22 protein-coding genes, 1 tRNA gene and 1 pseudogene are annotated in these 22,053 nt (G+C 67.9%); 16 read left to right on the top strand and 8 right to left on the bottom strand.

The features are described 5' to 3' along the window. Positions 1–5: 5 nt before the first annotated feature. Both ACI3KT_RS03720 and ACI3KT_RS03715 read left to right on the top strand, forming a co-directional pair. Positions 6–491 (top strand): MaoC family dehydratase, encoded by a 486-nt coding sequence (locus ACI3KT_RS03720; protein ID WP_404902645.1) that lies wholly within the window; start codon positions 6–8, stop codon positions 489–491. After that, positions 488–1,294, top strand: a complete 807-nt coding sequence (locus ACI3KT_RS03715) for an HpcH/HpaI aldolase/citrate lyase family protein (protein WP_404902643.1) — start codon at positions 488–490, stop codon at positions 1,292–1,294. Before ACI3KT_RS03720 ends, ACI3KT_RS03715 begins: the two co-directional genes overlap by 4 nt. Here the strand turns inward: ACI3KT_RS03715 and ACI3KT_RS03710 are convergent, their stop codons facing one another. Genes ACI3KT_RS03710 through ACI3KT_RS03700 form a run of 3 tightly spaced genes read right to left on the bottom strand, consistent with a single transcriptional unit; the run spans position 1,295 to position 4,022 of the window. Then, complete coding sequence (locus tag ACI3KT_RS03710) at positions 1,295–2,566, bottom strand: erythromycin esterase family protein (protein ID WP_404902642.1); 1,272 nt, start codon at positions 2,564–2,566, stop codon at positions 1,295–1,297. A gap of 41 nt (positions 2,567–2,607) precedes the next feature. Next, on the bottom strand, positions 2,608–3,195 hold the full coding sequence (locus ACI3KT_RS03705; protein ID WP_307296779.1) for a histidine phosphatase family protein: 588 nt from the start codon (positions 3,193–3,195) through the stop codon (positions 2,608–2,610). Beyond that, positions 3,192–4,022, bottom strand: coding sequence for a Sir2 family NAD-dependent protein deacetylase (locus ACI3KT_RS03700; protein WP_292908838.1), 831 nt, complete (start codon positions 4,020–4,022; stop codon positions 3,192–3,194). The genes ACI3KT_RS03705 and ACI3KT_RS03700 overlap by 4 nt, the downstream gene beginning before the upstream one ends. 79 nt (positions 4,023–4,101) lie before the next feature. On the opposite strand from ACI3KT_RS03700, the gene ACI3KT_RS03695 reads away from it, so the two are divergent. Next, positions 4,102–4,989 (top strand): TrmH family RNA methyltransferase, encoded by an 888-nt coding sequence (locus tag ACI3KT_RS03695; RefSeq protein WP_404902641.1) that lies wholly within the window; start codon positions 4,102–4,104, stop codon positions 4,987–4,989. A 323-nt stretch (positions 4,990–5,312) separates the two neighbouring features. Here ACI3KT_RS03695 and ACI3KT_RS03690 read toward each other — a convergent pair whose 3' ends face one another. Together ACI3KT_RS03690 and ACI3KT_RS03685 are read right to left on the bottom strand one after the other, a co-directional pair. After that, positions 5,313–6,014, bottom strand: coding sequence for a glutamate racemase (locus ACI3KT_RS03690; protein ID WP_404902639.1), 702 nt, complete (start codon positions 6,012–6,014; stop codon positions 5,313–5,315). 161 nt (positions 6,015–6,175) lie between these two features. After that, the gene (locus ACI3KT_RS03685) at positions 6,176–6,886 is read right to left on the bottom strand and encodes a DUF998 domain-containing protein (RefSeq protein WP_292908782.1); all 711 of its coding nucleotides are present in this window, start codon (positions 6,884–6,886) and stop codon (positions 6,176–6,178) included. A gap of 379 nt (positions 6,887–7,265) precedes the next feature. On the opposite strand from ACI3KT_RS03685, the pseudogene ACI3KT_RS03680 reads away from it, so the two are divergent. Then, a pseudogene (locus ACI3KT_RS03680) lies at positions 7,266–7,497 on the top strand (TrmH family RNA methyltransferase); the annotation flags it as partial. 13 nt (positions 7,498–7,510) lie between these two features. On the opposite strand, the gene ACI3KT_RS03675 reads toward ACI3KT_RS03680, so the two are convergent. After that, positions 7,511–8,344 carry an SGNH/GDSL hydrolase family protein gene (locus ACI3KT_RS03675; protein ID WP_404902638.1) on the bottom strand — a complete coding sequence of 278 codons (834 nt, stop codon included), beginning with the start codon at positions 8,342–8,344 and terminating at the stop codon, positions 7,511–7,513. 125 nt (positions 8,345–8,469) lie between these two features. Here ACI3KT_RS03675 and ACI3KT_RS03670 point away from each other — a divergent pair, with 125 nt between their 5' ends. The 4 genes from ACI3KT_RS03670 (at position 8,470) to ACI3KT_RS03655 (ending at position 13,756) form a co-directional block, all read left to right on the top strand. Further along, positions 8,470–10,212 carry a DEAD/DEAH box helicase gene (locus ACI3KT_RS03670; protein WP_292908778.1) on the top strand — a complete coding sequence of 581 codons (1,743 nt, stop codon included), beginning with the start codon at positions 8,470–8,472 and terminating at the stop codon, positions 10,210–10,212. 145 nt (positions 10,213–10,357) lie between these two features. Then, positions 10,358–11,455: a VIT1/CCC1 family protein gene (locus ACI3KT_RS03665; RefSeq protein ID WP_404902636.1), complete on the top strand. Its 1,098-nt coding sequence runs from the start codon at positions 10,358–10,360 to the stop codon at positions 11,453–11,455. 55 nt (positions 11,456–11,510) lie between these two features. After that, the gene (locus ACI3KT_RS03660) at positions 11,511–12,371 is read left to right on the top strand and encodes an alpha/beta fold hydrolase (RefSeq protein WP_404902634.1); all 861 of its coding nucleotides are present in this window, start codon (positions 11,511–11,513) and stop codon (positions 12,369–12,371) included. Then, positions 12,368–13,756: a diguanylate cyclase domain-containing protein gene (locus tag ACI3KT_RS03655; protein WP_404902632.1), complete on the top strand. Its 1,389-nt coding sequence runs from the start codon at positions 12,368–12,370 to the stop codon at positions 13,754–13,756. The genes ACI3KT_RS03660 and ACI3KT_RS03655 overlap by 4 nt, the downstream gene beginning before the upstream one ends. An 87-nt stretch (positions 13,757–13,843) precedes the next feature. Here the strand turns inward: ACI3KT_RS03655 and ACI3KT_RS03650 are convergent. Continuing rightward, positions 13,844–13,926 (bottom strand) — tRNA-Leu (locus ACI3KT_RS03650). Positions 13,927–14,038: 112 nt separating this feature from the next. Here ACI3KT_RS03650 and ACI3KT_RS03645 point away from each other — a divergent pair. Then, positions 14,039–15,334 (top strand): M20/M25/M40 family metallo-hydrolase, encoded by a 1,296-nt coding sequence (locus ACI3KT_RS03645; RefSeq protein ID WP_404902631.1) that lies wholly within the window; start codon positions 14,039–14,041, stop codon positions 15,332–15,334. A gap of 42 nt (positions 15,335–15,376) precedes the next feature. Further along, positions 15,377–16,204, top strand: coding sequence for an undecaprenyl-diphosphate phosphatase (locus ACI3KT_RS03640; RefSeq protein WP_292908768.1), 828 nt, complete (start codon positions 15,377–15,379; stop codon positions 16,202–16,204). On the opposite strand, the gene ACI3KT_RS03635 is transcribed toward ACI3KT_RS03640, so the two are convergent. Continuing rightward, complete coding sequence (locus ACI3KT_RS03635) at positions 16,194–17,042, bottom strand: PAC2 family protein (protein WP_292908766.1); 849 nt, start codon at positions 17,040–17,042, stop codon at positions 16,194–16,196. The two genes, ACI3KT_RS03640 and ACI3KT_RS03635, sit on opposite strands and share 11 nt — an antisense overlap. Before the next feature lie 90 nt (positions 17,043–17,132). On the opposite strand from ACI3KT_RS03635, the gene ACI3KT_RS03630 reads away from it, so the two are divergent. The 6 genes from ACI3KT_RS03630 to ACI3KT_RS03605 are packed head-to-tail and all read left to right on the top strand — an operon-like array spanning position 17,133 to position 22,002. Continuing rightward, positions 17,133–17,816, top strand: a complete 684-nt coding sequence (locus ACI3KT_RS03630; RefSeq protein ID WP_292908764.1) for an HAD family phosphatase — start codon at positions 17,133–17,135, stop codon at positions 17,814–17,816. Then, positions 17,813–18,838: a tRNA (adenine-N1)-methyltransferase gene (locus ACI3KT_RS03625; protein WP_404902629.1), complete on the top strand. Its 1,026-nt coding sequence runs from the start codon at positions 17,813–17,815 to the stop codon at positions 18,836–18,838. The genes ACI3KT_RS03630 and ACI3KT_RS03625 overlap by 4 nt, the downstream gene beginning before the upstream one ends. 4 nt (positions 18,839–18,842) lie before the next feature. Next, a complete protein-coding gene (locus ACI3KT_RS03620) occupies positions 18,843–19,748 on the top strand; it encodes a hypothetical protein (protein WP_292908760.1) in 906 nt (301 codons plus the stop codon). Next, a complete protein-coding gene (locus tag ACI3KT_RS03615) occupies positions 19,748–20,734 on the top strand; it encodes a YafY family protein (protein WP_292908758.1) in 987 nt (328 codons plus the stop codon). The genes ACI3KT_RS03620 and ACI3KT_RS03615 overlap by 1 nt, the downstream gene beginning before the upstream one ends. Beyond that, the gene (locus ACI3KT_RS03610; RefSeq protein ID WP_292908756.1) at positions 20,731–21,720 is read left to right on the top strand and encodes a YafY family protein; all 990 of its coding nucleotides are present in this window, start codon (positions 20,731–20,733) and stop codon (positions 21,718–21,720) included. The genes ACI3KT_RS03615 and ACI3KT_RS03610 overlap by 4 nt, the downstream gene beginning before the upstream one ends. A 30-nt stretch (positions 21,721–21,750) precedes the next feature. Next, positions 21,751–22,002 carry a twin-arginine translocase TatA/TatE family subunit gene (locus ACI3KT_RS03605; RefSeq protein WP_307296809.1) on the top strand — a complete coding sequence of 84 codons (252 nt, stop codon included), beginning with the start codon at positions 21,751–21,753 and terminating at the stop codon, positions 22,000–22,002. The last annotated feature ends 51 nt before the right edge of the window (positions 22,003–22,053 follow it).

Raw genomic sequence — 22,053 nt, 5'->3', positions numbered from 1 at the left:
CCGAGATGAGTGCGCGGGAGATCGTCCAGCGGGGTCTCTACTTCGAAGAATTCGAAGTCGACGCCCGGTATCTGCACCGGCCCGGCCGCACAGCGACCGAGGCCGACAATGTGCTGTTCACCACTCTCACGATGAACACGCAGGCGCTGCACCTCGATGCGGCTTTCGCGCGTTCGCAGGAGTTCGGCCAGCGACTGATGAACTCGATGTGGACGCTGTCGACCATGGTGGGAAGCTCCGTGGCGCAGCTCACGCAGGGCACCCTCGTGGCCCAGCTCGGCTTCGGGGACATCGCGTTTCCGCATCCGCTCTTCGCGGGCGACACCCTGTACACCGAGAGCACGATCACGGCGAAGAGGCTCTCATCCTCGCGTCCGACGCAGGGGATCGTCACGATCGCCCACACCGGCCGCAACCAAGACGACGTCGTCGTCGCGACCGCGATCCGCACGGTGCTGGTACACCGCCTGCCTGAACAGGAGAACCAATGAGCTTCGACCTCGGTCCCGCGCTGCTGTTCTGCCCCGCCGACCGCCCTGATCGCTTCCACGGAGCCCTCGAGAAGGCGGATGCCGTGATCCTCGATCTCGAGGACGCGGTGCTGCCGGCGGCGAAGGCGGCCGCGCGGATCAACCTCGTCGATGCCGACATCGATCCCGCCCGTGTCATCGTCCGGGTGAACGCGCCGGAGACAGACGCCTTCGCGGCCGACCTGGCGGCCCTCGCTCGGACCGGCTTCCGAACGGTGATGGTCGCGAAGGCCGAGAACCCCGACGCTCTCGACGTCTTCGACGACAGCTTCTCGCTCATCGCGCTGTGCGAGACCGCGCGCGGTGTCAGCGCTGCCGATCGGATCGCCGCACACCCCCGGGTGACCGCCATGATGTGGGGGGCAGAAGACCTCGTGGCATCGCTCGGCGGGACATCGAGCCGTACGGCGGAGGGCGGCTATCGCGACATCGCGCGGTATGCGCGTTCGCGGGTGCTGCTCGAGGCGGGCGCGCACGGCAAGACGGCGATCGATGCCGTGCACATCGCGATCGACGATCTGGCGGGGCTCGAGCGCGAAGCGACGGACGCCGCATCGTCAGGGTTCCGTGCGACCGCGTGCATCCACCCCTCGCAGGTGGCGGTGATCAGGAACGCCTACCGTCCCGACGCCGGTGAGGTGGAATGGGCGCGCGCGGTGATCGACGCCGCTGACGCCGAGCGCGGCGTGTTCCGCTTCCGGGGCCGGATGATCGACGAGCCAGTGCTCCGTCACGCTCGATCGATCATCGCCCGCCACGGCTGATCAGCTCCAGTGCCCTCGTTCGTCGATCCACGTGTGCCATGGCGACAGGCTCTCGACGTGCAGGATGCCGTCGAACGCAGCGCCGATATCGGCGAGTTCGACTTCGGGACCGTTGTGGGTGCCCGCGGCCGCGATGATCGGTTCAGGGGCTCCGGTCAGGTCGACGAAGAACGTCCCTGACCCGCCAGCCGCGAGGACCCCGTCCAGCGTATCCCCTCGCGGCGCAGCCAGCTGTTCGACGAAGGGCGTGGAGTGCCCCGGCGGGTCGGTGGGGCTCGGACGGTGAAGCCATGCTTCGCCCCCGCCGAACGTCGTACCGATCACCCGCAGATCATCGCCGAGCCGTGCCGCCAGATGCGTGCCCACCGTGGCGAGCGGGTCGCTGACGAACGGGGGAGCGAGATACGGAGTCCTGCGCACGTGCCCGTTGGCGGCGAACAGCAGAACGCGCTCCTCTCGGTGCAGGATCCACTCCACCGTGTCGGCCATCGCCACGTCCCGGATGTTCGCCGGTGACCAGGTGCGCGTGGGGCCCTCGGACATGGCCGCGAGGAACGCATCTGTGCTTCGGGCCAGTTCCGACGCGCGGATGGCGATCGCGACATGTTCGGGATCGGCTCCGGCGGCGGCGTAGTCGGTCGCGCGTGCGCGCAGGCGCTCTGTCATGCCGTTGATCGCCGCGGTGATCGCGTGGCGCCGGTCACCCGGGAGTGCGAGGTAGGACTGGATCGCCGTCGCCGCGCGGGCGAGCCCTGATCGATCGGCGGGCAGGTGGTCGAACGCCGGGAGAAGAGTCGCGCGCAGGTGATCCGCGTAGGGCGGATCGGCCCGATCGAGGAATCGGACGACCTCCTGCACAGCGGGAAGCGCCGACGCGGCGGAGTCGGGGACGTCCATGCCGTAGAAGCGCACGGGTTCGCCCGCCAAGGCACGCTCGCGCATCCACACCACGAGGTCGAGGGCCTCCTGGCACTTCCCGAAATGGTAGGTGACGCCCTCGTTCAGCACTTCGCGGAGACTGCCTTCCCCGGTGCGCACCCAACCATCGACCGACAAGCCCTCGACGAAGCCGCTCTCCAGGACGAGGGCGCTGAAGCCCGCGCGCTCAACGAGGAATCGCAGCAGCCGTGCCCGCCAGGCGAGGAATTCGTGGCTGCGGTGCATCGATTCGCCGAGCGCGACGACGCGAGAGTCGCCGATGAAGGCGAGCAAGGGTTCGAGCTGCGCGTCGGGAACGTCGTCGGGGTCGACCTCGTCGAAGCGTATGGCCATGGCTCGCAGCCATGCGGACACCGCCCCTTCGTGACCCATCGTCAGAAGACGCGCGCCTGCTCGAGCAGGCGCACCGACGCGGGCGATACCTCGAAGCGGTGCACCGAGCCGTTGGCCAGCATGTCGCCGATCTTCGGGAGCGTGCCGCCGGAGACGTGATCGATGAGGGAGCGGATGACACCGCCGTGAGCGACGACGATCACCGACTCGGCCACGGGGGCTGAACGTCGGCGCGCCTCACGGGCGATGCGGTGCAGGGCCGCGAGTGAGCGCTCGCCGACCTCCTCTAGCGACTCGGCGCCGGGAACCGGGGCGTGCCAGTCGCCGTACTTCTCGAGGTACTCGGGAACGAGCATCCCTTCGCCCTCGCCGAACTCCCGCTCCCGGATCTCCGGCACGAGCGCCGGAGCGCCGAGCCCCAGCTCTGCCGCGATGATCTCCGCGGTCTCTCGGGCGCGCAGCAGCGGGCTCGCGTAAATGGTGTGGTGGACGGATCCGCTCAGCTGGTCGGCTGCCCGATGTGCGTCGGCCCGGCCGGTCTCGTTCAGCGGGATGTCGGTCGTTCCCTGAATGCGGCGAGCCAGGTTCCAGTCGGTCTGGCCGTGTCGGACGAGGGTGATGAGGGTCACTGCAGAAGCTCCTGGATGGCGGGGAGCACGATGCTCGTGCCGGACGCGAGCGTGACGTCCGCCCAGGTGTCGGCGCGAGTGGGCTCGTGATTGACGATGATGAGGGGGATGCCGCGACGACGCGCGCGTTCGACGAGCCGGACTCCCGAGTTCACGACGAGGGAGGAGCCGGCGACGATCAGCGCCGAACTCGCGCGCAGCAGCGACTCGGCGGCCTTGAACCTGTCCTGCGGCACGTACTCGCCGAAGAACACGACGTCGGGCTTGAGCATCCCCTCGCACACCGTGCACACCGGCACGATGAACCCGTCTGTGCTCTCGGGCAGGACATCGCCGTCCGGTGCGAGCACGACGTTCTCGGGAACGGCGATCCAGGGGTTGCGCTCTTCGATCTGCCCAGCGATGTCGCGGCGGTCGAAGACCTGACCGCAGTGCAGGCAGAGCACGCGGCGCATGGTGCCGTGCACCTCGATCACGTGCGAGCTGCCGGCGCGCAGGTGCAGACCGTCGACGTTCTGCGTGATGACGCCGCTGACGACGCCTCCCGCTTCCATCTCTGCGAGGGCGATGTGCCCCGCGTTCGGCTCGGCCTGCGCGAAGGCCCGCCAGCCGAGGTGACCGCCCACCCAGTAGCGCCGCCGAGCGGACTCGTCGCCGAGGTACTTCTGGATCGTCATCGGGTCGGACCTGGTGCGGGCCCCTTCGCCGCGATAGGCGGGGATCCCGGAGTCGGTCGAGATGCCGGCGCCCGTGAGCAGGGCGACCTTGCGTCCACGGAGAAGATCTGCGGCCTTCTCGATGCGAGCGTCGAGCTCGTCATCCGTCATCGCGGTCACGGAACCTCCCTCAGCGAGTCTACGGGGCGCGGCCGTCACCGGCTCGCCGCGCATGTCACAGTGGAGGTCTATGGAACTCATCGAGATCGCCTCCGCAGACGACGCGCGGCTGGACGACTACCGCGGCCTCACCGACACCGCGCTGCGGGCTGTCTCCGAACCGGCAGGTGGGCTCTACATCGCAGAATCGGCCAAGGTCATCGAGCGTGCCGTCGCCGCGCGGCACCGTCCGCGCTCGGTCATGGTGCAGCGACGCTGGGTCGACGGCATCCGCTCTCTGCTCGTCGAGCACGATGTCCCCGTCTATGTCGTTCCGGATGAGGTGGCGGAGAGCGTCACCGGGTTCGCGGTGCACCGCGGAGCGATCGCATCGATGCACCGACCGACGCTTCCGTCGGTCGCCGACATCGTCGCCGATGCCTCGCTGGTGCTGCTCCTGGAGGGAATCGGCGACCACACGAACGTGTGTGACCCCAAAACACGCGTTCCAGACTCTTCGCAGAGGTCCCGCTCGCGCATCGCCATCCTAGAGGGATTGGCTGACCACGCCAATGTCGGGAGTGCGATGAGAAACGCTGCCGCGCTCGGCGTCGACGCAGTTCTCGTAACGCCGACCTGCTCGGATCCTCTGTATCGGCGCTCCGTGCGCGTCTCGATGGGCACGGTGTTCCAGGTGCCGTGGACCCGGATTCCGGAGTGGCCAGCAGGCATCGACGAACTCAAGGACGCTGGCTACGTTGTCGCCGGCATGACGCTGGGGGAGGGAGCGATCACCCTCGACGAGCTGGTCGCTGAAGATCACGAGAAGCTCGCGCTGGTATTCGGCACCGAAGGCGACGGCATCACGCCAGCAACCGATCGCCTGCTCGATCGCCGCGTGACCATTCCCATGACGGGTGGCGTCGACTCGCTGAACGTCGCCGCAGCGACGGCGGTGACGTTCTACGCAACGAGGTAGAACATCCGTGGTGGTGTCAGTTCGGATCGAACGGATCGCACTCACCCCACGGCAGTCACCTGGCCGATCGACGCCAAGGGCGAGATGTTCACTGCTTTGTCGAGGTCACCGGTGGCGATCGCCCGGAACCCTGCGCTGGGGATTGAGTATCCGCGCCTCCGGGCAGCCCCGGCGGCCTGGCTGGCAGCGCCGTGATGACTGATGCGCCGGAGACGCTCGGCACGAGCGCCTCTATCGCCGATCTCCATGCGTCCAACCAGGTTCTTTCCGTGGGTTGCGCGCTCGAGGTCGCGCCACGCCGATGTGCCTCTCAACGGGCGTAATCAGAGCTCGATGAGTGTCGGCGTGATGTCGAGGCGCATCTTCTCCAACATCGTTTGGAAATCCTGGATCGGATGCCGGTGCGATTCTGTGGCGAGGCATTCGAGGCTTCCGGAGCCGTGCGTGGCTAGCCGTGCGAACTCGGCAACGACATCGTCGGCTGGGTCGAAAAGCATAATGTCGGGAGCCTCCTCGGCGATCGCGGTGGCAAGCCACGGCATGTGTGTGCTCGACAGGGACAGGCCACCCAGTTGCGGGTGCTGTTGGCGGAGCGCCGCGATGAATTGGGCAATGGGATGTTCGACCTTCGCCTGGTCCAGGAATGCGCCTGATTCGACGAGGGCGATGAGTTCGTCGGCGGCCACGGCGTGCACGCGGTCCGCGTCGGCACCGGCGGCGTCGGAGATGAGGTGCCGGAGCGCGTCGCTGTGCACTAGCACGCTCGCGCCGGCCACTGCGAGTGTGCGATCGTCTGGAATCGCGGTCAATGCTGCGCGCACCGGTGGGAGCACTCCGAGGATCGGCACCTGCACCCGCGCGCGCAGCGGTTCGAGGACCGTCACGCTGGGCGCGTTGGAGGCGAGGATGATCGAGCTCGCACCAAGAGATTCGAGCGTCTGAGCAGCTCGCCCGACGCTGGCCAGGAGGGCGTCTTCGCTCTTGGCTCCGTAGGGGAAGCTCGCGCGGTCGGCGAGGTACAGCACGTCCTGCCGAGGATAAGCGGCACGGATGCGGCGCACGATGTCGTAACTGCCGATCCCCGCATCGAAGATGCCGACGGGGCGGTGGAGCGTCGCGACGCCGTTGGAGTGCGCTGTCGCGTTCACGCGGGCGACTCTAGTACTGTGCTGCAGCCTGGGTTTGGTCACTGCTTCGCGCTCATGCTCGGGGTTTGACGGAGTGGGCGACCGTGCCGTGCCGTACCCGCGCCCGTACGCAGTGTGATGCCGATGAGCAGCTGCCACAGCATGAATGAGTAGACCGCCCCGCGTTCCCACACCCCGTCGGGAAGCACCCAGTGCAGGGTCAGGAGCACTGCGCTGAGTAACCCCGCGATGCCGAGCACCATGCCGAGGCTTCGTACGGAGCGCGACAGGCCGCTTTGCCGGAGCGCGCAGGTCGAGGAGATCGCCGCTAGATTGCCGCCTGCGATCGCGGCGACGGCCCCCAGGACATGGATGATGATCAATCCGCTGTCGACGTTCTGGGGCGAGCCGGGAACGAGCCCGACGAAGACGATGCCGACAGCGTGCAGGATTCCGAACCCCGCGAGCAGTGCCTTGGGCACTCCCGAACGCAGGCTCGCCAGCAGCACGACCAGGCCGAGCAGGAACAGGACGCCAGCGCCGATGAAGCCGGCGTCCATGACCTGCGGCAGACGGGACGCGAGAGTCCGCCCCTCGAGCTCGCCGAACTCCGGCACGCCGAGATCGCTGATGTAGAAGGTTGCGTAGTTGTAGCCGTGGAAGGCTGACGCGGCGATGGCTTCGCAGAGGACATACCAGGCAGGGCCGATAGTCCAGAGCAGGCCGCCTATGCGAAGTGTCGAGGTTTGCGGTCGCGTGGATGCTGTCATTGCACTTGTTAATTCCTATGAGCTAGGCGGAGGACTATTGGAGGTTTGCGCTGGCTCCTTCAAGTCCGATCCGAGAAGCGGTGACTTGTCGCTTTGAGACCTATGGGGGGAACCTGTTGCGGCTCCGGGAGATCCAGTGGCAGGGGACTAGTCTCAGGAATCGAAGTACTTCGATCAACTGCAGAGGTCAGGGATGCGCACGCCCACGACGTGTCACGATGTACGACGTCGCGGCACGGGCGGGAGTGGCATCTCAACAGAGTCGCTGGCGGTGAGTTCTCCGATCGAGTGCGCTCCGAGACCCGAGAGCGCATCATCAGGGCCGCCACGGCGCTCGGCTATTGCATGACAGAGGGGAGGCCTAGAAGACATGCGCCGTGCCGGGGTCGAGCTCGCCGCGCTCGCACTGGCTGACGACGCCGTGCTCCTCGACGTCTACGCGCGCGACCGCCCCGCCCGGGTGGCGCTGATGATGGGTTCGGAGGGCGACGGTCTTTCGGGCACCCCTCGCCTCCGCAGACAGCGTCGTGACGATCCCGATGACCGGGGGAGTGGACTCCCTCAACGTCGCCTCCGCGGCCGCGGTCGCCCTGTGGGCGTTGTCCCGCTGACGGGCTTGCGTCGTCAGCTCTGATCAGTCTCGAACCGGATGAACGGAGCAGCGTCGGGGCGCTTGGCGGCGACGTGATCGCCGGAGGACTGGTGCCGCAGGCGGCGCAGCACCCACGGGACGAGGTGCTCGCGGGCCCAGCCCAGGTCTTCCGCACGGGCCTCGCGCCAGGTGCGCACGGGAATGGGCTCCGGCTGCATCGCTTCGAGATCGTTCGGGACGTTCAGGGCGCGCAGCACCATGCGCGCGACTTCGTGGTGGCCGAGCGCGTTGTAGTGCAGGCGATCGTCGTCGAAGAACCGCGGATCCTGCACGACCTTGAGCGCCCACTGATCCGCGACGATGCAGTCGTGCCGATCCGCGATCGCCCGCACGTTCTCGTTGTAGATCGCGACCTTGCCGCGGAACGGCCGGAAGACGGGTGTGAAGCCCGTATCGATCCCCGTGAACACCACGATGGCGGCACCGGTCGACGCGAGACGTGCCATCGCGTCCTCGAGCTGGACGGCGATCGCATCGGGGTCGGTACCAGGGCGGATGACGTCGTTGCCGCCGGCGCAGATCGAGATGAGATCCGGTCGCAGCGCGACGGCCGGCTCGATCTGGTCTCTGACGATCTGAGCGATGAGCTTGCCGCGCACCGCGAGATTCGCATAGGCGAAGTCGTCGACCTGCTGCGAGAGCACTTCCGCGACGCGGTCGGCCCAGCCGAGGTGGCTGCCGGGTGCCGAGGGATCGGGATCGCCGATGCCTTCGGTGAACGAGTCTCCGATCGCGACGAAGCGCCGCCACGGATGGGAGGTCTCGTTGGCCACGAACGGCGTCCGGGTCGAATCCTGGTCGGTCATCCAGCTCTCCTTCGCGAACATGCGCCATTCAGGGATCGCGGCGGCGCAGGGAACGAGCCTACCCGGCGCAGGCGTACGACGGCAGCGTGTGCTCTCTGTCTGCAGCACCGCTTATCGTTGAAGGGATGCTTTCTCCGTCCTTCCCTCAGCGCGCCCCATGGGGCACCGCGAACAAGCTGCGGGCCTGGCAGCAGGAGGCGCTCGACCAGTACTTCCAGGCGGATCAGCGTGACTTCCTCGTCGCTGCCACCCCCGGAGCAGGCAAGACCACGTTCGCCCTCACCCTCGCCGTCGAGCTGATGCGCATCGGCGAGGTGAACCGGATCATCGTGGTCGCCCCGACCGAGCACCTGAAGACGCAGTGGGCGGATGCCGCTGCGCGCGTGCACATCAGGCTCGACCCCTACTTCAAGAACAGCCACTGGGCTCCCGCACGGCAGTACCACGGCGTCGTCGTGACCTACGCGCAGGTGGCGGCGAAGTCGTCCGTCCACCGGCACCTGACCGAAGACGCCAAGACCCTGGTGATCCTCGACGAGGTGCACCACGGCGGCGATGCGCTGAGCTGGGGTGACGCGATCCGCGATGCCTACGGACCCGCGAAGCGACGCCTGCTGCTGAGCGGCACGCCTTTCCGCAGTGACACCGCGCCCATCCCGTTCGTTGAGTACCTGCCCGACGAGTCGGGCGCACGTGTGTCGAGCACCGACTACAGCTACGGCTACGGTCGCGCTCTCGCCGACGGCGTGGTGCGACCCGTGCTGTTCCACATGTACGCGGGCAAGATGCGCTGGCGCACCAGCGCGGGCGACGAACTCGAGGCGCATCTGGGGCAGGACAACACGAAGGACGTCAACTCCCAGGCATGGCGCACGGCTCTCGACCCCGAGGGCTCGTGGATGCCGGCCGTGCTGTCGGCGGCGGATCGACGGCTGACGGAGATCCGCCACCACATCCCGGATGCCGGGGGACTGGTTCTCGCGACCGATCAGACGGTCGCCCGCGCCTACGCCAAGATCCTGCACGGCATCACCGGCCGCCAGCCCACCATCGTGCTCTCCGACGACGCCTCCGCTTCGCAGCGCATCGAGAAGTTCAGCGCGAGCGACGACCGCTGGATGGTCGCGGTGCGCATGGTCTCCGAGGGCGTCGACGTGCCGCGACTCGCCGTCGGCGTGTACGCGACGTCGTCGTCGACTCCGCTGTTCTTCGCCCAGGCCATCGGCCGGTTCGTGCGGGCGCGACGGCGCGGAGAAGCCGCGAGCGTGTTCCTGCCCAACGTTCCGGTGCTGATGGGCCTCGCGAACGAGATGGAGAAGCAGCGCGATCACGCCCTCGACCGCAATGACAAAGATGCAGACGGGCTCGACGACTCGCTGCTCGAGAGCGCCAATCGCGAAGACGACGCCTCGGACGCCCTGACTCAGGAGTTCAGCTACCAGGCGATCTCGTCGATCGCCCACTTCGACCGCGTCGTCTTCGACGGCAAGGACTTCGGGCAGCTCGCCGAACCCGGCACGCCGGAAGAGGAGGAGTTCATCGGATTCCCGGGTCTCCTCGAACCCGAGCACGTGCACGAGCTGCTGATGCAGCGCGCCGCTCGCCAGTCGCGCCTGCGGGAAGTCAGGGAGTCGACGGCCGATCCGACCGAGACGACCACGCTGCCGACGCCGCTGCACCGCACCCTGAAAGAGCAGCGGCAGCTGCTGAACAGTCTCGTCGGACTCTACGCGAGGCAGACGGGGGAGCCGCACGGCTCGGTGCACGCCGAGTTGCGTCGGATCTGCGGCGGCCCGGCCGTCGCACAGGCCACCGTGACGCAGCTGCAGTCGCGCATCGAGGTGCTCCGCAAGCGCGTGCGCTCCTGACCACAAGTCCTGCTCCCTGACGGCCGGGCGCTCGATCGCGCCGACGGGTTCGGATTCCCGAAAACCTGGCAATCCTCGTCCGGACTCGGCGACCCGGCATCCGCCCGGATAGCGTTGAACGGTTGCCCGAATCCTGGAGGAGAGCATGACAGCGCCCGCTGCCGCAGAGCCCACCGCCGCCGATCGTCGCCGCTGGGCGCGCTATCTCGTCGAGGAGCGCGCCGAGGGCACCGTCTACCAGCGCCTCGCCGCCCGTCGGGAAGGCGAGGAACGCGAGATCCTTCTCAACCTCGCCGAGGCCGAGCGCCGTCACGAGCAGCACTGGCTCGATCTTCTCGGCGCGGAGCCCGCCCGTCTGCCTCGGGCCGGCCTTCGCTCGCGCATGCTCGGGTGGATGGCCGGGAAGTTCGGGTCGATCTTCGTGCTCGCGCTCGCGCAGAGCGCTGAGGCTCGTTCTCCGTACGACACCGAGGCCTGGGCCTCGCCGGCCATGCGGGCGGACGAGAAGGTGCACTACGAGGTCGTGCGAGGGCTCGCCGCACGCGGACGGCGGCGTCTGTCGGGTTCGTTCCGGGCGGCCGTCTTCGGAGCGAACGACGGCCTCGTCAGCAATCTCGCGCTCGTGCTCGGCATCGGCGCGACCGGCGTCAGCAGCGGCTTCGTGCTGTTCAGCGGTATCGCGGGCCTCCTCGCCGGCGCGCTGTCGATGGGAGCAGGGGAGTTCGTCTCCGTGCGGTCGCAGCGTGAGCTCCTGGCGTCCACCGAGGCGAACGACGATGCCGCCGCGTCCGCGGCGGATCTGGACATCGACGAGAACGAGCTGGCCCTCGTCTACCGGGCCCGCGGCATGGACGAGGCGGAGTCGCTCAGCCGAGCCCGCAAGATCGTGACGGCCGCGCGAGCAGGGGCGCAGTACGCGACGACGGGTCCCGTGCGCACCCACGGAGCCGACGACCACGAGATCGTGGGCAGCGACTGGACCGCGGCGATCTCGAGCTTCCTGCTGTTCGCCTCGGGAGCGATCGTGCCGGTGTTGCCCTGGCTCTTCGGGCTGCAGGGGACCACGGCGGTCATCGTGGCCCTGATCCTCGTCGGCGTAGCCCTGCTTTCGACAGGGGCGATGGTCGGGATCCTCTCCGGTGGCCCGCCGCTGCGCCGGGCTCTGCGCCAGCTGGCGATCGGGTTCGGGGCGGCGGCGATCACGTACGTGCTCGGGCTGGTGTTCGGCGTCGGCGCGGCCTAGCGGCGCCCATCGTGGCGAACGACTCTCCCGGGCATGTCTGTGCCGTAGTCTCAGCGTGACAGCAGATGAGAGGGCGGATGCCGTGACGGACGTACTCGCGGATCGACCAGGAGAGCTATCGGCCGAGGAGATCATGCGGCGCAACGCCGTGACGATCCTGGGGCCGGTCGACGCGGATGTCATCGTCTTCGCTCACGGATACGGCACCGATCAGTCCATCTGGCGGCCGATCGCCGAGACGTTCGCAGCGGACCATCGTGTCGTGCTGTTCGACTACGTGGGGTCGGGCGCCTCTGACCTCGGCTCCTATGACGAGCGCCGCTACGACGCGCTCGAGGGCTACGCCGACGATCTGATCGAGGTCCTCGATGCCATCGCGGCCGAGAGCGCGGTGCTCGTCGCCCACTCGATCAGCGGGATGATCGGGGCCCTGGCGTCCATCCGTCGTCCTGAGCTGTTCCGCGAGATCGTGATGGTCTGCCCGTCGCCGAGGTACGTGGACGATGAGGCCTACGTCGGCGGCTTCAGCCGAGATGACGTGCTCGGCCTGCTCGCCGCGATCGAGACGAACCAGCCGAGCTGGGCTTCGTCGCTCGCTCCGGCGGTCACCGCCCGTGACGATCGTCCTGAAGTCGTCGACAGGGTGCGTACGCTCTTCGCGACGACGGCTCAGCGCGTGGCCGTGCATTTCGCCCGCGTCGTCTTCTTCAGCGATGTGCGGCGTCGGCTGGACGAGATCCCTGTGCACTGCACGATCGTCCAGTCTCGGGGCGACATCATCTGCCCGCCCCACATCGGGGAGTACCTGCGCACCCGCATCCCTTCGAACGACCTCGTGCAGCTCGACAGCGCGGGGCATTTCGTTCTGCTCACAGAGCCTGCTCTGGTCACCGAGGTCATCAGGAACGCCCTGTGACCGGTGGCGAGTCGGCCGCGGATCTCGTCGACGCAGCCCCGGCCGCGATCCTCGCCGTCGACATGACGGGCGTCGTGCTCGTCCACAATCGCAAGACGCTCGACTGTCTGGGCGCGGGGGAGGACTCGCTGGTCGGCCGGAATCTCACCGAGTGGATGCCGCCGGCGGCACGCATGCTCTACGAGACCCAGGTGGTGCCCCGCTTGGTGGAGAAGGGCCGCGTGCGTGAACTCGTCCTCGAGATACGGCGCCCGGATGGGAGTCGGCATCCGCTCCTCGTGAATGCCGATCGACGGGTCGATGACGCCGGCAGTGCGCGCATAGTGATCGTCGCCATGGACGCGATCGGGCGGTCTGCGTTCGAACGTGAGCTTGTGGAGACTCGTCGCACGGCTGACGCCGCGCACCGTGAACTCGCCCTGCTGCAGGATGCGACAGGGCGGCTCGCCGTGGCCCGCGGCCTCGAGGATCTCGGCCGCGTTCTCATCGATGCTGCAGGACAGGCGACGCAATCGGCATGGACCGTGGTGCGACTTGCAGACCACGGTGGGGGCGTCTCGACGTGGGGTGACCCTCCCTTCGGCGTCGACCAGGACGAGGGCTTGAGGGCTGGCTCCGATCAGGTGATCTGCCACGATCCCGACGACATCGTGCGAACCTTGCCGGGTTCAGCTCACGCCTTGAACCGAGCCGGGGTGGAATCCCTGATCCTGACGCCCGTCGTGCGGCAGGACGGACGGGTGATCGGCGAGATCTGCTGCTGGTTCCGCCGGCCGCGCACACTCGGTCCGGATGAGGCGGGAACGCTGGTCGCCCTCGCGCGCCAAGCCGAACGCGTCGTGGAACATCTGCGCCTGCAGGACCGGCTTCGCCACGACGCGTCTCACGACGGCCTCACGGGTCTCTTCAACCGAGCGGGGTTGTCCGCCCGCCTGACCGAGCTGCTGACCACCGCGAATCTCTCGGAGCGGAGCTCTGCCGTGATCTTCCTCGATCTCGACGGCTTCAAGGCGATCAACGACCTGCGTGGCCACAGCGCCGGCGACGAGGTGCTCCGCACCGTCGCGGAGCGTCTGGTGCGCGTCTGCCGCTCGGGTGACGCGATCGGGCGCCTGGGCGGAGACGAGTTCGTGATCGTGGTGGATCATGTGGACCGCGACGATGCCAGCGGGCTCGCCGGTCGTGTGCGAGACGCCGTGTCCGCGCCCTTGGCGGGGGCTGCGGAGGGGATGCCGCTGTCCGCCAGCGTGGGCGTGATCTCGTGGACGGGCGCCGACGATCCTCGGCCCAGCGCAGACGAGTTGATCTCCGCGGCGGACGAGGAGATGTACACCGCCAAACGACTGCTCAGCGGCGGCGTGCGATCGCGGACCTGGCTGCATTGATAGGCGGGAGCGCAGTCGTTCCGCTGCACGGCCATCACAAAGAAGAAGAGCCCCGATCCGTCCGGATCGGGGCTCTTCTTCGTCTTGTGCGCGGAGGGGGACTTGAACCCCCACGCCCTATCGGGCACTAGCACCTCAAGCTAGCGCGTCTACCATTCCGCCACCCGCGCAGGTGTTGGATGTTCGTTGCCGAACGAAGATTTACATTAGCACGAGCGCGGGGGCTCTCTGAAACCGACCCTGACTCCCGGGCGCGCCACCCGGGTTCGATAGCCTGGAGCCATGACTGCTCAGCCGCTCCCCGAGGTCGTCCGCATCGCCGGCGAGCTGATCCGCATCGACACCTCCAACTACGGCGGCGGCAACGCCAAGGGTGAACGCGAGGCGGCGGAGTACGTCGGCCGGTATCTCGAAGAGCTCGGCCTCGAGGTCGAGTACTACGAGCCCATCCCGCGCCGCACGAATGTGATGGCCCGCGTGGCGGGGCGCGACAGCAGCAAGCCGGCACTGGTGGTGCACGGCCATCTCGACGTCGTCCCTGCGGTCGCAGAGGACTGGAGCGTCGACCCGTTCGCCGGCATCGTTCAGGACGGGATGTTGTGGGGCCGCGGAGCCGTCGACATGAAGAACATGAACGCGATGATCCTCACGGCCATCGCCGACATCATCCGCTCGGGGGAGCAGCCCCAGCGCGACCTGATCATCACGTTCTTCGCCGACGAAGAGAACGGCGGCGTCGAGGGCTCCGCGCTCGTCGTCCAGAACAAACCGGAGTGGTTCGCCGGTGCGACCGAGGCGATCAGCGAGGTGGGCGGATACTCGATCACGGTCGACGACCGGCGCGCATACCTGCTTCAGGTCGGCGAGAAGGCGATGATCTGGATCCGTCTCGTCGCCAAGGGACGGGCCGGTCACGGCAGCCGCCTACACGACGACAACGCGGTGACCAAGCTCGCCGAAGCCGTCGCCGCGATCGGCCGCACCCGCTGGCCCATCCAGCTCACCGACACCACGAGGGCCCTGCTCGAAGGACTCAGCGAGCTCACCGGCCGCTCGACGGACGACCCCGATGCCCTCGCCTCCGCAGCCGGACCTGCCGAGGCCTTCCTGCGCTCCACGTTCCGCACCACGACGAACCCGACGGTCCTGAGCGCGGGGTACAAGCACAACGTGATCCCCGAGCGCGCCGAGGCCCTCATCGACGTGCGCGTGATCCCGGGCACCGAGGACGACGTCCTCGCCGAGTTGCAGCGCATCGTCGGCGACGACATCGCCATCGAGATCGTCGTGCAGGACATCGGGATGGAGACGCCGTTCGAAGGCGGACTGGTCGATGCCATGGTCGCGACCCTCGGTGCGCACGACCCTGGCGTACCGGTGATCCCGTACCTCCTCGGCGCCGGAACCGACAACAAGGCGCTCGCTTACCTCGGCATCACCGGCTACGGCTTCGCACCGTTGCGGCTGCCGGCCGATCTCGATTTCACGGGCATGTTCCACGGCGTCGACGAGAGAGTACCCGTAGACTCGCTTGTCTTCGGTCAGCAGGTGCTGGCCGATCTGCTGCGCTCGTACTGAGCGCCCGACTCCCGCCGGCGCAGCCCGCACAGAAGGCCCCGTATGAACCTGCTCGAAGCCCTCCTCCTCGGCATCGTCCAGGGACTCACCGAGTTCCTGCCCATCTCCTCCAGCGCGCATCTGCGTATCGTGGGCAGCTTCCTGCCCTCCGGAGAAGACCCGGGCGCCGCATTCACCGCGATCACGCAGATCGGGACGGAAGCCGCGGTCGTCGTGTTCTTCTGGCGCGACATCGTGCGGATCATCTCGCACTGGTTCCGATCCCTCACCGGCAAGGTGCCCCGCAACGATCCCGATGCTCGGATGGGCTGGATGATCATCATCGGCAGCATCCCGATCGTCGTCCTCGGTCTGCTCTTCCAGGACCAGATCGAGAGCGTGCTGCGGTCGCTCTGGATCGTGGCGATCATGCTCATCGTGTTCGGCATCCTGCTCGGGATCGCCGATCACGTCGGCGCCAAGCGCCGCACTCTCGACGATCTGACCTACCCGCACGGCATCGGCTACGGTCTGGCCCAGGCGCTTGCTCTGATCCCCGGGGTCTCGCGCTCCGGCGGCACCATCACGATGGGGCTGTTCCTCGGCTACGAGCGCGCCGCCGCAGCACGGTACGCCTTCCTTCTCGCGATCCCGGCCGTCTTCGGCAGCGGCTTCTACCAGGTGTACAAGAGCTGGGACGCACCGAACCAGCACTTCTCCTTCGGCGAGACGCTGGCGGCGACCGGCATCGCCTTCGTCGTCGCTCTGGGTGTCATCGCGTTCTTCATGAACTGGATCTCGAAGCGCAGCTTCCTGCCGTTCGTGATCTACCGCGTGCTGCTCGGAACCGCGCTGCTGGTGCTGCTCGGCACCGGGGTCCTCACCGCTTGAGGTCGCCCGGCCCGTCGCCGCGCCGCTTCAGGTAGCGTTCGAACGCCTGCGCGATCGCATCGCCGGACGCCTCGGGCGAGTCCCAAGTGTCACGGGTGCGCTCCAGCTGGCGGATGTACTCGGCCATGTCCTCGTCGTCAGCCGCGGCCGCGTCGATCGACGCCTCCCAGGCTGCGGCCTCGGTGCGCAGATTGTCGCGGGGCACGTCAACCCCGGTGAGCTCCTCGAGGCGGTCCAGCAGGGCGAGGGTGACCTTGGGCGAAGGCGTGGCCGAGGCGACGTAGTGCGGCACGCTGGCCCACAGGCTGGCCGTCGGGATGCCGGCGTTCTCGGCGAAGTGCTCGAACACGCTGAGGATGCCGACCGGCCCCTCGTAGAGCGATCGCTCGAGCCCGTACGCCTCGCGCACGTCGTCGTTCTGACTTGACGCGAAGATCGAGATGGGCCGGGTGTGCGGTACATCCGACAGCATCGCTCCGAGCGTCACGAGCCCCGTGACGTCATCGCGAAGCGCGACGTCGATGAACTCCGCGGCGAAGGACTGCCAGGTGCGTGCGGGCTCGACACCCGTGAGCAGCCAGAACTCGGGACCCGTCGCCGGATCGCGCGGGCGCCAGAGACCGGCCTCGGGCCAGGTCAGCTGACGTCGCCCTTCGCCGTCCATCTTCGTGGCGGGGCGTGTGTACTGGTAGTCGAAGTAGAGCTCGGGGTCGATCGAGTGCACGAGGTCGTAGTCGGTCATCGACCGCAGCGCCGCTATGGCTCCGCTCGCGGCTTCGCCTGCGTCGTTCCAGCCGTCGAAGGCGGCGATGATGATGCGGGAACCGAGAACATCCATCGTGTGCTCCCTTCATGACGGTGGACGGGGTATCCCTCCAGGCTAGTCCGCGGCGAGGGGGCCCGGTGCAGCCACGGCTAACATGGTTCAGTGAGCAGACAGCCGGGCGCAGTCCTCTGGGACATGGATGGAACACTCGTCGACACCGAGCCGTACTGGATGGCTGCCGAGACGGCCCTGGTCGAGTCCTACGGCGGCAGCTGGACCCACGACGACGCTCTGCAGCTCGTTGGCAACGGCCTGATCGACAGCGCCATCATCCTGCAGAACGCCGGAGTGGACATGGCCGCGGAGGCGATCATCTCGCGCTTGACGGATGCCGTCCAGGAGGCGCTGCGGACGCAGGGCGTGCCGTTCCGCCCCGGCGCTCGGGAGTTGTTGCATGACCTGCGGGCCACCGGTATCCGCACGGGCCTCGTGACCATGTCGCTGCGGCGCATGGCCCTCGGAGTCGTCGATCTCATCGACTTCGAGGCTTTCGACATCGTGGTCGCCGGCGATGATGTGAAGAACTCGAAACCCCATCCCGAGCCCTATCTCCAGGCCGCCGCCCTGCTCGGCGTCGACATCTCCGACACTGTCGTGATCGAGGATTCTCCCACCGGCCTCCGCGCCGGCATCGCCTCTGGCGCAGTGGCACTCGGCGTGCCGCATATCGTCTCTCTCGACGGCGTCGGCGCGCATGAGCTGTGGCCCACGCTCGCTGAGCGCGGAGCATCCGACATCGCCGATCTCTTCACCCGCTTGACGTCTCTGACAGGAGCCACCCGATGACCCAATCCACAGCGAAGCGACCGAGCGGACCTTTCCGCGAAGGCGATCGTGTGCAGCTGACGGGGCCGAAGGGGCGTCTGCACACCGTGACGCTCCGAGAGGACGGCGAGCTCCACACGCACCACGGCGTCCTGCGGCACCGCGATCTCATCGGACTGCCGGACGGCTCTGTCGTCGCCAACAGCTCCGGCCACGACTACCTCGCTCTGCGCCCGCTGCTGAGGGACTTTGCGATGTCGATGCCGAGAGGCGCTGCGATCGTCTACCCGAAGGACGCCGCCCAGATCGTCATGCAGGCCGACGTCTTCCCCGGTGCGGTCGTCGTCGAGGCCGGCGTCGGGTCCGGTGCTCTGTCGCTCTCGCTCCTGCGAGCGATCGGTCCGGCCGGTCGGCTGGTGTCGTTCGAGCGTCGAGACGACTTCGCCGACGTGGCGCGGGGCAACGTCGCCACGTTCTTCGGAGAGACGCCTGAGACATGGGAAGTCGTGGTGGGCGACCTCGCCGAGCAGCTGCCTGCGCAATTCGAGGCGGGAACCGTCGACCGGGTCGTGCTCGATATGCTGGCGCCCTGGGAGTGCATGGACGTCGTCGCCGACGCCCTCACACCTGGGGGAGTGGTGCTCTGCTACATCGCGACAGCGACCCAGCTTTCGCGGGTGGCCGAGTACATCCGCGCCACCGGGCTCTTCACGGATCCCGATGCGTCCGAGACCATGGTGCGCGGTTGGCACGTGGAAGGCCTCGCAGTGCGCCCAGATCATCGGATGGTCGCGCACACGGGATTCCTGCTCACCGCCCGCCGTCTCGCGCCAGGGGCCGTCGCTCCATCCGTGAAGCGGCGTGCGTCGAAGAGCAGCTATGGAGACGAGGACGTCGAGCTGTGGACGCCGGGTGCAGTGGGCGATCGGGAGATCAACGACAAGAACCTGCGCAAGCGCGCTCGCGAGGCTGCGAAGGCCGCCGAGGGAGCACGCCTCGCCGCCGCAGCGCGCGACACCGGCGACGCGACGGAATATGCTTGAGCCCGTGCGTAGAACCTCCGCCGCTCTGGCGTCCCTCAGCCTTGCCGTCCTCGCCCTGACGGGTTGCTCCTCGACGCCTTCCTTCGACGGCGCAGTCTGCGACCGCACAGCGAACGCCTCGACGACCCTGGCGGACTCGGTCAGCACCTCGGGCGACGTGGGCTCCGAGCCGAAGGTCGAGGTCTACGCCCCCGTGTCGGCGAAGTCCTCGACGTTCGTCGACGCCGTCGTGGGCGACGGCACCGCCGTCGTGAGCGCGAACCAGCCCTTCATCGCGAACGTCACGACGTACGACGGGGAGACCGGGGACAAGCTGCAGACCACCGGCTACGACGCCTCGACGACGCAGCCGCACGACATCGCCTACTGGAGCCAGGTGTCCCCGGCGCTCAGCAAGGTTCTGCAGTGCGCGACCGGTGGGAGCCGCGTCGTCGGTCTGCTGACGCCGAAGGACATGGGCGCCCAGGCCGACGCCGGGAGCATTGTGATCGTCTTCGACATCGGGCACGTGTTCCTGCCGAAGGCCGAGGGCACCCCGCAGTTCAACGACGCGCGCGGTCTGCCGACCGTCGTGCGCGCACCCGACGGCACACCCGGCGTGATCATCCCGGATTCCGCGGCCCCCAAGGAGGCCGTCGTGCAGACGCTCATCAAGGGTGACGGCCCGAAGGTGAAGGAGGGCGACTTCGTGGTCGTCAACCACACGGTGCTGAACTGGGACGACAAGAGCGTCGCCGGCACCAGCTGGGGCTCCACGTCTCTCGTCACGTCGCCGCTTCCCGAGATGGTCGGGGCGACCGTCGGCTCGCAGATCATGATCGTCACGCCCGCGGCCGATTCGTCGCCCGCGCAGGTTCTCGTGGTCGACATCCTCGGCATCACGACAGCGGCACCTCAGCAGCAGCAGTGATGGCAGCCGGGATTCCCGCGGAGGAGCGCCTGACGAACCTCGTCGTGGCGCTGATGGCCACGGAGATCGGGCTCACCAAGCAGCAGATCCTCGACAACGTCTCGGGGTACCGGCAGCGAGCGGATGCAGGGGCGCGTTCGGATGCACTCGAGAAAATGTTCGAGCGCGACAAGGACGAGCTGCGCAAGCTGGGTGTTCCCGTCGAGACCATCGGCGAGGCGAGCGACCCGAACGACCTCCGGGAGGCCCGGTATCGTATCCCTCAGGCGGAATACGATCTGCCGAGCGACATCGACTTCACTCCGGCCGAGCTGGCCGTGCTGCAGCTCGCCGGCAGCGTGTGGAGCGCCGAATCGGTCTCGGGAGACGCCCAGGCGGGCGTCCGCAAGATCCGAGCTCTGGGTATCGACGGCGACGAGCCGATCATCGGCTTCGCTCCCCGGATCACGGCGAGGGACGCCGCTTTCGCGCCGCTCCAGGAGGCGATCGAGAAGAGCCGCGTCGTCACTTTCGACTACCTGAAGCCGGGGGAGGACGCTGCCCGTACCCGCCGCATCCGCCCGTTGGCCCTCGTCGACTACGAAGCCCGTTGGCACGTCTTCGGTGTCGACGTCGAGGCCGGGGGAGATCGCACGTTCCTGCTGAGCCGCATCGTCGGTGCGGTGAAGATCACCACCGTCTCCTTCGACCCTGCACTGCGAGAAGGAGCGGGGGATCGAGCGATCGCCGGACTCGAGGAGGTCGCCGCGAGCAATTCGGCACTTCTCGAGGTGACACCGGGAACCGAGGCCTCCCTGCGGCTGGGCCGCCGCGCGAAGCCCGCTGTCCAGGGAATCACCGTGCCCTTCGTCGACGTCCACATCTTCGCCGACGAACTGGCCTCCTACGGCCCAGAAGTCCGTGTCGTCGAACCGATCGCGCTGCGCGATGCCGTGATCGCGCGTCTGCACGCCGTCGTCGAGGCGAACGCGGAGGTGGACCGATGAGCGCGCAACCGAAGCCTCTGCTCGCTGCCGACCGCGTGCGGCTCTATCTGACCCTCGTGCCGTATCTGCTCGAGCACGGTCAGGTCTCACTCGACGAGGCCGCGGCAGAGTTCGGCGTCGGCCGCGAAGAGATGCGGTCCATGGTCGAGAAGCTCACCGTCATCGGCCTGCCCGGTGACTCCGGATTCTGGCAGCAGCCGCAGGAGATGTTCGACATCAACTGGGATCTGCTCGACGACGAAGACGTGATCGAGATCACCAACGATGTGGCGCTTCGACGAGTTCCGCGCTTCACCGCCCGTGAAGCCGCCGCATTGCTCGCCGGCCTCCAGATGGTCGCCGCGGTGCCCGCGGTCTCCGACACCGGTCTCGTGAAGGGCCTCATAGCCAAGCTCTCCCGAGGAGCAGCCGACGCCCCGGCGGAGGTCGTGGTGGCGCCCACGGCGATCGACGAGGTGCGCACGGTGGTCGCGACTGGTGTGCAGGGCGGCGTCGCCGTCTCGTTCACCTACAAGGCTCCGGATGCCGAGCCCACGACCCGCACAGTCGATCCCGTGCAGATCCTCATCACCAACGGCCAGTGGTACCTGCAGGGCTGGTGCCATCTGCGTCAGGCGATGCGCACCTTCCATCTCGATCGCGTGAGCGACCCGCAGCTGACAGACATCGCCATCACCCATCGCGGAGAGCCCGTCCCCGAGGCGTTCTCCGCAGCTGCCGACGACGGCGAGGTCACGGTGCGCATTCCCGAGCGTCTTGCGCCCCTTCTGGGCGCCTTCTTCTCGGTCGACGGCGTGGAGGCGCAGGGCGGCATCGTCACGGCACGGCTGCACCTGGCCGATCCCCGCAGCATCAAACGCCTCGCGGCAAGGTTCGGCGGCGCGCTCGAAGTCGTCGAGCCTGGCATCGCCCGAGCGGCAACCCACGACTGGGCCGCAGCCGGACTCGCGCTCTACTACCGACCTGACGGCAGCGACGCCGGTTAGACTGACAGAAATCAACGAGGAGACTTTCTCATGGGCAATCTATTCGCCGGTCCGCACCTGTGGATCATCCTCATCATCATCCTGCTGCTCTTCGGGGCAGCGAAGCTTCCTGCGCTGGCGAAGAGCATGGGCCAGTCGGCTCGTGTGTTCCGAGGTGAGATGAAGGCGATGAAGGCAGAGGATGCCGCCGACAAAGCAGATGGCACCCCCTCCGACACCGCTTCGGGCACCACGACGTCGGCAGAGGCGCCGAGCACCGACACGCCGCCGCGCTCCTCATAGGCGTGGCCAAGAGTTCCGCTGCGCCCGAGGTCGTCCCGCCCCGCGAGAGGC

Source organism: Microbacterium sp. ZW T6_19 (assembly GCF_044987465.1).
GTDB classification, from domain to species: Bacteria; Actinomycetota; Actinomycetes; order Actinomycetales; family Microbacteriaceae; genus Microbacterium; species Microbacterium natoriense_A.
This window is presented reverse-complemented; position numbering and strand designations above follow the sequence as displayed.

Excerpts from the sequence above, each read along its gene's own strand:
- ACI3KT_RS03615 (WP_292908758.1), top strand. The coding sequence starts at position 19,748 with ATGGCAGCCGGGATTCCCGCGGAGGAGCGCCTGACGAACCTCGTCGTG.
- ACI3KT_RS03635 (WP_292908766.1), bottom strand. The coding sequence starts at position 17,042 with ATGGATGTTCTCGGTTCCCGCATCATCATCGCCGCCTTCGACGGCTGG.
- ACI3KT_RS03605 (WP_307296809.1), top strand. The coding sequence starts at position 21,751 with ATGGGCAATCTATTCGCCGGTCCGCACCTGTGGATCATCCTCATCATC.
- ACI3KT_RS03685 (WP_292908782.1), bottom strand. The coding sequence starts at position 6,886 with ATGACAGCATCCACGCGACCGCAAACCTCGACACTTCGCATAGGCGGC.
- ACI3KT_RS03700 (WP_292908838.1), bottom strand. The coding sequence starts at position 4,022 with ATGACGGATGACGAGCTCGACGCTCGCATCGAGAAGGCCGCAGATCTT.
- ACI3KT_RS03670 (WP_292908778.1), top strand. The coding sequence starts at position 8,470 with ATGCTTTCTCCGTCCTTCCCTCAGCGCGCCCCATGGGGCACCGCGAAC.
- ACI3KT_RS03695 (WP_404902641.1), top strand. The coding sequence starts at position 4,102 with ATGGAACTCATCGAGATCGCCTCCGCAGACGACGCGCGGCTGGACGAC.
- ACI3KT_RS03665 (WP_404902636.1), top strand. The coding sequence starts at position 10,358 with ATGACAGCGCCCGCTGCCGCAGAGCCCACCGCCGCCGATCGTCGCCGC.
- ACI3KT_RS03675 (WP_404902638.1), bottom strand. The coding sequence starts at position 8,344 with ATGACCGACCAGGATTCGACCCGGACGCCGTTCGTGGCCAACGAGACC.
- ACI3KT_RS03720 (WP_404902645.1), top strand. The coding sequence starts at position 6 with ATGAGTGCGCGGGAGATCGTCCAGCGGGGTCTCTACTTCGAAGAATTC.
- ACI3KT_RS03715 (WP_404902643.1), top strand. The coding sequence starts at position 488 with ATGAGCTTCGACCTCGGTCCCGCGCTGCTGTTCTGCCCCGCCGACCGC.
- ACI3KT_RS03710 (WP_404902642.1), bottom strand. The coding sequence starts at position 2,566 with ATGGCCATACGCTTCGACGAGGTCGACCCCGACGACGTTCCCGACGCG.
- ACI3KT_RS03640 (WP_292908768.1), top strand. The coding sequence starts at position 15,377 with ATGAACCTGCTCGAAGCCCTCCTCCTCGGCATCGTCCAGGGACTCACC.
- ACI3KT_RS03645 (WP_404902631.1), top strand. The coding sequence starts at position 14,039 with ATGACTGCTCAGCCGCTCCCCGAGGTCGTCCGCATCGCCGGCGAGCTG.
- ACI3KT_RS03625 (WP_404902629.1), top strand. The coding sequence starts at position 17,813 with ATGACCCAATCCACAGCGAAGCGACCGAGCGGACCTTTCCGCGAAGGC.
- ACI3KT_RS03610 (WP_292908756.1), top strand. The coding sequence starts at position 20,731 with ATGAGCGCGCAACCGAAGCCTCTGCTCGCTGCCGACCGCGTGCGGCTC.